10 protein-coding genes are annotated in these 9,510 nt (G+C 61.4%); 8 read left to right on the top strand and 2 right to left on the bottom strand.

Annotated elements, in window-relative coordinates; translation table 11 throughout:
* The first annotated feature begins 668 nt into the window (after positions 1 to 668).
* The 7 genes from WC326_13895 to WC326_13865 all read left to right on the top strand — a co-directional run bounded on the left by WC326_13895 (position 669) and on the right by WC326_13865 (position 5,303).
* Positions 669 to 1,622 (top strand): hypothetical protein, encoded by a 954-nt coding sequence (locus tag WC326_13895; GenBank protein ID MFA7332157.1) that lies wholly within the window; start codon positions 669 to 671, stop codon positions 1,620 to 1,622.
* Positions 1,623 to 1,783: 161 nt separating this feature from the next.
* A complete protein-coding gene (locus tag WC326_13890) occupies positions 1,784 to 2,188 on the top strand; it encodes a hypothetical protein (GenBank protein MFA7332156.1) in 405 nt (134 codons plus the stop codon).
* 302 nt (positions 2,189 to 2,490) lie between these two features.
* On the top strand, positions 2,491 to 3,438 hold the full coding sequence (locus WC326_13885; GenBank protein ID MFA7332155.1) for an ATP-binding protein: 948 nt from the start codon (positions 2,491 to 2,493) through the stop codon (positions 3,436 to 3,438).
* Between the two features lie 170 nt (positions 3,439 to 3,608).
* A complete protein-coding gene (locus tag WC326_13880) occupies positions 3,609 to 3,809 on the top strand; it encodes a type II toxin-antitoxin system VapB family antitoxin (GenBank protein MFA7332154.1) in 201 nt (66 codons plus the stop codon).
* Complete coding sequence (locus WC326_13875; GenBank protein ID MFA7332153.1) at positions 3,806 to 4,162, top strand: type II toxin-antitoxin system VapC family toxin; 357 nt, start codon at positions 3,806 to 3,808, stop codon at positions 4,160 to 4,162. Before WC326_13880 ends, WC326_13875 begins: the two co-directional genes overlap by 4 nt.
* A 328-nt stretch (positions 4,163 to 4,490) precedes the next feature.
* A complete protein-coding gene (locus WC326_13870; protein ID MFA7332152.1) occupies positions 4,491 to 4,745 on the top strand; it encodes a hypothetical protein in 255 nt (84 codons plus the stop codon).
* 192 nt (positions 4,746 to 4,937) lie between these two features.
* The gene (locus WC326_13865; GenBank protein ID MFA7332151.1) at positions 4,938 to 5,303 is read left to right on the top strand and encodes a DUF1801 domain-containing protein; all 366 of its coding nucleotides are present in this window, start codon (positions 4,938 to 4,940) and stop codon (positions 5,301 to 5,303) included.
* A gap of 255 nt (positions 5,304 to 5,558) precedes the next feature.
* On the opposite strand, the gene WC326_13860 is transcribed toward WC326_13865, so the two are convergent.
* Both WC326_13860 and WC326_13855 read right to left on the bottom strand, forming a co-directional pair.
* The gene (locus WC326_13860; GenBank protein MFA7332150.1) at positions 5,559 to 6,320 is read right to left on the bottom strand and encodes a SagB/ThcOx family dehydrogenase; all 762 of its coding nucleotides are present in this window, start codon (positions 6,318 to 6,320) and stop codon (positions 5,559 to 5,561) included.
* Positions 6,317 to 7,396 carry a hypothetical protein gene (locus tag WC326_13855; GenBank protein MFA7332149.1) on the bottom strand — a complete coding sequence of 360 codons (1,080 nt, stop codon included), beginning with the start codon at positions 7,394 to 7,396 and terminating at the stop codon, positions 6,317 to 6,319. Before WC326_13855 ends, WC326_13860 begins: the two co-directional genes overlap by 4 nt.
* Positions 7,397 to 7,515: 119 nt before the next feature.
* Between WC326_13855 and WC326_13850 the strand changes: the two genes are divergently transcribed.
* A complete protein-coding gene (locus WC326_13850; protein ID MFA7332148.1) occupies positions 7,516 to 9,453 on the top strand; it encodes a VRR-NUC domain-containing protein in 1,938 nt (645 codons plus the stop codon).
* Positions 9,454 to 9,510 lie beyond the last annotated feature (57 nt).

The raw sequence follows: 9,510 nt of genomic DNA, 5'->3' as shown, positions 1-9,510 counted from the left end.
TTGTTTTCCACCTTTCTGCTGGCGCCAGAAAGGTGGAGCCAAAGAGGCGCTTTTTCTCACTCGCCAGAGTCAGCCCGCCTCCCGGCGGGCTTCCGCTGGCGGCAGCGGCTCCTTCCTGTCTCCGTGTAGTTGGTTCGCGCGTTGCGCTTCACCACGGTTGTGGTTCAGGCCTAAGGCCTTCACCGCTTCGCCACCCTTCGACCTATGCCCGCTCATGTCACCAAGTGCCTCCTCGTTCGTCATCCTCGGCCTTCTGTTCCGTCATCCTTGGCATGAAGTCTCGTCATCCCCCGGCTTGACCGGGGGATCCCATCATCTCGTCTGTCATCCCAGCGAAAGCGCCCAACGCCAGTTGGCGCTGGGACGGGATCCCATGGCCGTGGCCCAGCAGAGATCGCGGCATGTGCTGGCGCTTCCCCCGCGCCCCGCGGGGGAAGCCGGTTTTGGCTGCCAGGCAGCCAAAACCGGATGGGGGCGTTCGGCTCTGCTTCGCCTGATCGCGCGCTCCAATACAGCGCAGTGCCGCTTTCTCCTGGTAGACAGATTCCGCTTGCGGTGGGCAAACGGAATTGTTCTATTGGGCGCGGGAGGAACCTCCGTTCCACTAAGAATTGGCTGGTGGTGGGCGGAGCTGCTCTAATTGTATTTAGATGCACACTGGAGTCATCATGGAATGGATTGACCTTAAGAAAGATCACTGCCCAATTTGCGATGGCGTCGCAGCTGTTGAGCCTCCCGAAAACAGCAATAAAAAGGATATTCTTTGCGAACGTTGTGGCAGCTTTTCAATAACTATAGGTGCCCAAGAAAGCATGCTTGATTTTTCTGACGCCGCGAAACGAAAGTACGAGAGAGCTCGCTGGAGTTACTTTATAAATCATTTAAACAGAGAGCATGTGGAAGTGACATCTTCCTTCGTGATGGAAAACAAAGCTAAGGCCGCTCTTCCGACTCCAGATGAACAACTAGATGCATTTATATTGCTATTCTACGAAAGCGCTCTCTATATCTCGCAAATGATCAGAATTTCTAACGCCGTCATTTATAAGACCTGTGGACTAATCGATCAAAGTTCTATAGAATATGTTGCCAGCTATTATAAAGACATGGGGTTAATTAGCGGTGTTGGCTTAGGCTCTAATGCCGTTGCACTAAGATTAACTCCATCTGGATGGTCGCACTGCAAATCCTTGTTGTCAAACGAAGGAGATAACAAACTAATCTTCATGGCCATGGAATATAGAATATTCGACATAGAATCGGCATATGTTGAAGTTTTCAAGCAAGCCGTAAAAGGCGTCGGATTTAATTTGTTCAAAAATGATGAGATGCCAACTCCCGGAATTATTGATCACCACCTGAGAAATAACATTAGAAGATCTAGAATGCTTTTTGCGGATCTTACAACAGAGAATAACGGAGCATATTGGGAGGCGGGATTTGCAGAAGGACTTGGAAAACCTGTTTTATACTTCTGTAGAAAAGATGTTTGGGACACAATTAAGTCACACTTTGACACAAATCATTGCACAACTGTGATATGGTCAAGAGAGAATGACGATGAATGTAAGAAGCAGATTCAAGATATATTGAGAAATACGTTCCCTAATGAAGCACTGTAGGATAATATGCATCTAACACAGCTTGCGCCGACGCCTGCGCCTGTCACGGCGCTTGCAATCGGAAGGGGAAATAAATGTCGGTGGAAAACAGCAAGCGCCGCGCCAAGCGCGTCGCGGCTGAAGCCACCGTTGGGCCTCAGGAATAGATAACGAGGGAATCGATGAACAGCTCCACAGACCCAACGGAATCAAGAGATTTTGTGAGTCTAGAAACAGCCATCAGTCTTTCTTTCGACTATCTTAAGCAGCTTACGACCTTGGCGCTTGCCGCTGCAGGTGGTCTCGTGACGCTTGTCCAGTTTATTGAGGGTGATCGCAATTTCCACTTAAAGGTTATACTAGCAGTTAGTGCCCTATTTCTTTCGGCGTTTGTTGCGTTTATCACTCAATACTCACTTGTTGACCGGATTAGTCTCCAGCATAAATTACTTAGGAAGACTGAAATTACGTCATATTCACATGATAAGGCGATGAAAGCCGAGAGAATTTACACGTTAACGGCTCTTAGTCTCCTTGGACTAGGCACAGGTATGGCGCTTCAGGCCATTCTTAATGCTGGCGTATAAACCGGATATTTCACTCAGGCTGGTCCCACATGATGACGAATTGACACGATTATAATGCTAGTTGATCAATATGATTATGATGAGGCAATAAATGTTGCTTCTGTTCTCGTAGTTGTCAAGGAAGAAGTAATAGTACTTGGATCAGGATTTGGAATGAGAATATTAATTGGAAGAGTATAGCCTAACATGAGCTTGCAGCCGACTTTACGCCCGTCACGGCGCATTCAGGAAGTAAACGAAGGCAAGCGCCGCGCTAGGCGCGTCGCGGCTGAAACCAACGTTAGACGCAAGAGGGAAAAACAATGGACCTGAGGACGAAATTTGAAGAGCTTGATTGTACTACAATATCCGAGTTTGTTCAAAATGCGCAAACCGAACACTTACAATTAGAATTTAAGAGGGTCGCAGACTCAGAGATGAAAAAGAGTGATGACAAGAAGAATTTTGCAAAGGCCTTATCTGGACTTGCCAACTCTATGGGTGGAATAGTAATCTGGGGAATTGACGCAAGAAAGGGCACTGATGGAATTGATTGTGCAGGCGAAATTATCGAGATCAATGATGTAAATCTGTTTGTTTCAAGATTAAATGAGCTAACAGGGGAAATCGTTTCACCTCTGGTTGAGGGTGTGCGTCACAAGAGCATTGTAATGCATGGTAAGTCTGGAGTTGCGGCATCACTCATTCCTGAAAGCAATATCGGTCCTCATATGGCAAAGGCTGGAGAAGATCGCTATTTCAAGCGGTCTGGAGATAGTTTCTATAAAATGGAGCACTTTGATATTGCTGATATGTTTGGCAGAAGGCAACGGCCAGATTTAGACATATCCATCAAGCCAATCGGAAAAAGCGGAATGCAGAGAATTCCGGCAGCGGATTGTTTAATATCATTATACAATAAGGGAAGGGGCTCTGCAATCGCACCCTTTTTAAAGGTGATCACTCCAAAGGGAGTGAAATGGAGTGCCTATGGCGTTGACGGAAATATGAATCACGGCATAGAAATGTTAAAGTCACATCGAGAAATTCCGGATAGTAGAATGTTCGGTGGAACTTCAGGTCTTGTGATACATCCTGGGACATCGCGAGACGTCACGATCATCATGGTTCCTGTGGACACCACGTCAGATGATATAGATTCGCTGGTCATTAGTTACGAGATTGGCGCAATGGATATGCTACTAAAGAAATCTGAAATCAGGTTAGATAGACAAATGCTTGCGGACGCCATATCACGAACTGGTGTCTAACATCGCTTGCAGCCATTGCTTGCAGCCGACTTTGCGCCTGTCACGTCGCTTGCAGTCTGAAGGGAAAGGAATTGTCGGTAGGAGGAAAGCGAGCGCAGCGCCAGGCGCCCGCCGCAAGCAAATCTGCATGTGATTTGACAAGTCTGCATCAAAGATGCATATTGATGCACATGAGAACGACACTGAACATCGATGATCAGCTGCTTGCCCAAGCGGCGAAGTTGACGGGCGTGAGGGAGAAAACCTCGCTCATCCGGCTCGGACTGGAAGCCTTGATCGCGCTTGAAAGCGCACGGCGGCTGGCCCTGTTGGGTGGAACGGAGCACGAGTTGCTGGACATTCCGCGTCGGCAAGCTCCGGCGCTGCCATGATCCTGGCCGACACGTCCATTTGGATCGACCACTTCCGGCGTGGGAATCCACAACTTGCGACGCTGCTTGATGCCGGGCAAATCCTTCAGCACCAATTGGTTCTTGGTGAGCTTATGTGCGGCAATCTGCGGAACCGAGCGGAAATTCTGGGGCTGCTATTCGCACTTCCTGAGGCGCAAAAGGTCACCTTCGATGAGATTGCACGCTTCGTCGAGGCCAGAAGACTCTTTGGTCGAGGACTTGGCTGGACAGATGTAAGCCTGCTTGCGTCGGCGCAATTGACTGGCTGCAAGCTGTGGACACTCGACAAAGCACTGCTCCTCGCCGCCGCTGAATTAGGCTTACAGTCCTAATCAAGGGGCTTGCCAGCACGAGCTCATAGCCGAGTTCGCGCCTGTCATGGTGTTTGCTTGCTCGAATAGAAATCAGGTCGGATGGGAAAAGCAAGCGCCGCGCCAGGCGCGTCGCGGCTGAAGCCACCGTTATCATGCAAATCCGATGAGAAAGCTCCTCTTCATTCTATTCTCGTCAGTCGTGATTTCTTGCTCGCACTATTCACCCATCTATTGGGGATACTGCGAGTGGGCCGCTGTGGGCACTTCCGAGGCGGGGAACGATTCGCTCGCGGAGCTTGACTGGTCAACACGGCCAGACGTTATCAGATCTATCGATGGAAACAGCTTGGACAAGGGATACAAGGGGGCGAAGCTTTTGGCGGGACAACATCTAATTGAATACGCAGATTACCCGGCGCAGTTCGGCGCGCACCCCGCCGGTCTGATCGAGCTCACGCTGGAAGCCCGGCATACCTACCAGTTCCGCATGAGATACTGCTTTTGGTGTACGCCTCGTAAACATGCTGTGTGGATTGTGGACAAAACCACAGGCAAGGTGGTGTGGGGCCAGCGTCCGGACTGGCCTGGTTGGTGGTTGTAGAAACCTGGGCGGGAGCTGAACCGGGAGGCGGACTCGGACGGGACCAAAGGAGCGGGCCGTCGCCACATCAACCGTCGCGCGACTGATCCACCGTGGCTCAGAATGACGAGAAGCAGGACATGACGACGGCGGAGCAAATGAACGCCCCTGCGCGCCGATTGAGGGTATCCTGACCGAAAGGAGCATTCTTCCATGACCGCCGCCACCGCCCCGATATCCCCCGTGGATGTCTATCTCGCGACCTTCCCACCCGAGATCCAGGCCCGGCTGGCGGCCCTGCGCGCGGTCATCCGGGCGGCCGCGCCCGAGGCGGTGGAGGGGATGGCCTACGGCATCCCGACCTACAAGGGGCGGAAGAACCTCGTGCACTTCGCCGGCTACGCCGGGCACGTGGGCTTCTATCCGGGGGCCGTGGGCATCGCCGCCTTCCGGGAGGAGCTGGCCGGCTACAAGTCCGCCAAGGGCAGCATGCAGTTCCCGCACAACCAGCCGCTGCCGCTGGAGCTGGTGCGCCGGATCACGGAGTTCCGAGTGCGTCAGGACCGCGAGCAGGCCTAAGCCCTCGGCAAGCACAGTCGCATATGCGAGGATCTACTGCCGTTCCAGATTCCACCTTCAATCCGTCACTCGTCACTCATCTCTCGTCACTCTTCAACTCTTCGAGCCTTCGGACCTTCGTGCCCCCAGCCCCTAGCCCCGCGCGAACTGGCTCCACCGTCAATCATCCGTCACCCCAGCCAGAGCCCGCCCACGAAAAAGGGCAGGACCCCCGAGGCCCCGCCCAACACGTCTCCAATCAAAACCAGCCGCGCCCTAGCGCTCCACCTTCCCCACCGGCGCCAGGTAGAGGGCGAACTCGTCCTGTCCGTCCACGCCCAGCAGTTCGTCCAGCTTCTCCTGGTGATACGCGGCGATGGCGCAGGTCCCCGCGCCCACGCACTCGCAGGCCAGGTAGAGGTTCTGGCAGAGGTGGCCGGCATCCAGGGCGATCACCTTGTAAGCCGCCTCGCCGTAGCGCCATTCCATCCGTTCGGGCAGCGTGGTCCAGACCAGCACGGCCCCGGCCTCGCCGATGAAATCCTGCCCCAGCGTGGCGTCGGAAATGGCCTGGGCGGCCTCCGGCACGGCGCGCAGGAAGGCCAGTTCGTGGCTCAGGCTCAGGTAGCGGTAGAGGCCGGGGGCCAGACCCGCCACGCGCAGCACCAGCACGTAGGTCTCGAAGGCGTGGCGCGCGCCGGCGGAGGGCGCGGTGCGCAGCACGGCGCGCGTGCCCATCTGCTGGCGGACGCCCTGGGCGCTCCAGAGCAGGAAGGCCAGCTCGTCCAGGCTGAGCGGCTCGTCCGTGAACTCGCGGCGGCTCTCGCGGCCGGCCAGGGCCTTCTCCACCGGCACGGCGCCGATGCCGTTCCACTCGCCGGGCTTGGGCAGCGCCGTGCGCGGTGCCTCCGGCGGGCAGGGCTTCTCGATGGGCGGCGCGCTCTTGCCCAGCTGCTGCGCCGTGTGGCTGAAGTCCTGCTCCAGGCGCACGCGGTCCGTCAAAAACCAGCGCCCCAAGTCCCGATCGATGCGGCTCATCGCGGATCCTCCCGGCTGCTCAGCACTCGCCAAAAGCCCTGCGCACCCGGCGCGGGCAGATTGTCCCACTGGCAGAAGGTACCGATTCCCGGGCCCGGGGCGGGCACCTGGCGCAGGCTGCCGGGGACTTCGCTCCAGGTGGGCGGAGCCAGCCCGGGCGTGTACTCCACGCGCACCCAGCACCCGGCCCGGCACCAGGCGTCCAACTCGGCCACTCCATCGGCCACGCGCAGGGCGGTGATCTCCGTGCGCGCCGCGGGCAGGGCCGCCAGATCGCCGCGCCCGGCGTTGTACTCGGGCACCACGTGACCCACCAGCAGGCTGCGCGTGAAGTCCGAGCTGGAGGCGTAGCGGTAGAGCGCGTCGTGGTGTGACACATCCAGCAGGTGGAGCGCGCCGTCGGCGGGCGCCAGGGGCGAGAGGGCCAGCCCGACGCTCCAGGGCGGCAGGCCGTCCTCCAGATTGGCCGTGTCGTTGAACAGGAGCGTGCGCCGGCCGCTGCGGGGATCCAGCCGCGAGACCTCGCCACCCAGCGCGAAGAGCAGCGAGCCGTCCAGGTCCTGGCAGAGGTCGCCGGTGAGGAAGGCGCCGCCGGGCTCCAGGCCACGCACGGGCATGGGCGCGCCCAGCGGCTGGCCGCTCAGCGGATCGATCTCCAGCAGGGCCGAGCCCGCGCTCTCGAAGACCAGCAGACGACCCGAGAGCAGAAAGGTCGCGCCGCGCACATCCAGGCCCTCCAGCCGCGCGCCGACAGGCGTGCCCGCGGCGGTGGCGGAGTCCAGCTGCAGCAGCGTGGAGCCGCCGCTCTCCACGCGCCAGGCGAACAGGCGGCCCTGGGGGTCCTGCGCCAGGCCGTCGGCGTCCACCTGCGCGCCGGCGACGGTGACGGGCGCCACCGGGCCCCAGCCGCCCGTGGCCTCGTCCAGCCAGAAGAGCAGGGCGGGCGGACCCGAGACCGGGTCGTGGGTCTTCAGGCCCCAGACCAGGGCCTGGGCGGGCGTGCCCAGTGCGAGCAGGAGCAGGGCGCCGGCCAGCGGACGGACGGTGCGCCGCGGGGAGCGGGAGTGGGGATACATGCTGTCCTCGAAGGCTGTGTGTTGTGTCGGGCCACAAGAGACCATTCCCGGCGGGCCGGAGCAAGCGCGAAATGCCCGGCGGCCGCGGCCCTTTGGCGCCACGAACCTACCTTCTTCCCATGGCGAACACACGCGCCCCGGGCTCCGGCGAACCCTACTACCTGCGCAACTTCCTCCTGCTGGCCGACACCGTGCTGGCCCGGGACGGCGCGCTCTTCACGGACGAGGAGCGGGCCCGGCTGGGCTCCGTCCGCGGCCTGCCACTGCCCGCGCGCCTGCTGCTACTGCGGCTGGCCGGGCGGCGCGAGGGCTGGCTGCGCCACAGCCGCCTGCGCTACCCGGAGATCCCGGCGCTGGACGAGGCGCTGGACGAGCTGGAGGCGGCGGGCTGGCTGGAGCGCGCGCCCGCGGCGGGGTCACCGCCGGATGAACTGGCCGCGGGCCTGACCCACGAGGAGTGCCTGCACCTGCTGCGCGTGGCCGGACAGCCCCTGCGCGGCAGCGCCCAGGCCGCCCGCCGGCGCCTGCAGGCCCTGCTGCGTGAGGATTCCCACGCGGAGGGTTTCGTCCAGCTGGGGCTCTGGCCGGCGGACAGCTCGCTGCTCTGCGCCCTGGCCGACCTGGACCAGTGGGTGCGGCTGCGCCAGCACGGGCTCTTCCGGCTGCTGGAACTGCTCTTCTTCGGCAACCGCCACCAGGACCTGCGGCAGTTCGTGGTGACGGAATTGGGCCTGCAGCGCTTCGAGTCCGTCAAGCCGGTCGGGGGAAGGGAGACCGGCGGCTGGATCCACTCCCGGGCCGAGGCCGAGGAGTTGCTGGAGGCCGGCGCGCGGCTGGACCGGCTCCAGGAGGAGCTGGACGAGCTACGCCGGGAGCTGAAGGGCTGGCGGCGCGGGCTGCGCCTGCCGCCCGGACCAGCCCGCCGGGCGCGGGATCTCCTGCGCGCCAGTTGGGAGCTGGCCGCGCCGGCGCAGCTCGCCCACCTGCCGGCGCCCCGCCGGCCCCAGGACGGGGCGGCCCAGCTGCGGCGCACGCGGTTGCGAGCCCTACTGGCGGGCGCTGCCCTGTTGGAGCGGCTGGGACGACCGGGCGCCGCGGCCGCCTGGCAGCGCATGGCCCTGGAACTGGGAGTGGAGGGCCGGCGCCGCGGCGAGACCTGGCTGCGGCTGGTGGTCAATCTGCGGCACAGCGGCCGGCAGGAATCCGCCCAGGCCGCCTGCCGACAGGCGCTGGCCGAGCAGCCCGGTCCGGTGATCCGGCGCGAGCTGGAACAGCGGCTGGGAGGCGCCCGGCCGCTGCGCGAGCCGCCCGTCCTGCGCTGGAGCCAGTTGCGCCACCCGGGTCACGCCGGCGGGCGGACCCTGCTCCAGGCCGAATCCGGGGCCGCGCTCTGCGTGGAGGAACTGGCGCTGACGCGCTTCGCCCACGACGGCTGGCAGGGCCTGCACGTGGAGAATCTGCTGCCCCGCGCGCTGGTGGGGCTGGTGGCCTGGAATCTGATCTTCGCCCCCGCGCCGGGCGCCTTCCTGCACCGCTTCCACGCCGCGCCGCTGGACTGGGGACGACCGGGCTTCCTGGAGCGCCGGGCGGAGGAGTGGCGTCGGCTGCGCACGCGCCTGCTGCGCGAACGCCATCGCGCCGGCGTGCGCGAGCGTCTGCACTCCAAGGCCGGGCTGCAGAATCCGCTGGTCAACTGGAGCGTGTTCCAGCCCGGCACGGAGCCGGGCGGGCACGATCCCGAACGGTGGCGGCGCGGGCTGGAGGTCCTGCTGGAGGTCCTGCCCGGCCGGCCGCTGGCCGAGTTGTGCGAGGGGCTGCTGCGCGAGCCCGGCGAGCTGGGTCACGGCCTGCCGGACCTGCTGCTCTGGCGGGAGGGCGGCCCGGACCGCCCGCTGGAGTGGCAACTGGTCGAAGTGAAGGGCCCGGGGGACCGCCTGTTCCTGGCCCAGCGCCTGTGGCTGGACTGGCTGCTGGAGCGCGGCCTGCCCGTCTCGCTGCTGCTGATTGAAGAGGAGGTCGTCCCCCGCCCGGGCCCGGCCGACTCCGCCGGCGCCTGAACCCGGCATCCCGGCTGGCCACAAGAGAAGGGGCCGCCCTTCCCCAGGGAAAGGCGG

Source organism: Candidatus Delongbacteria bacterium (genome assembly GCA_041675285.1).
GTDB lineage: Bacteria > CAIWAD01 > CAIWAD01 > CAIWAD01 > CAIWAD01 > CAIWAD01.
The sequence above is the reverse complement of the archived record's forward strand: the minus strand, read 5'-3'. Positions and strand labels throughout refer to the sequence as shown.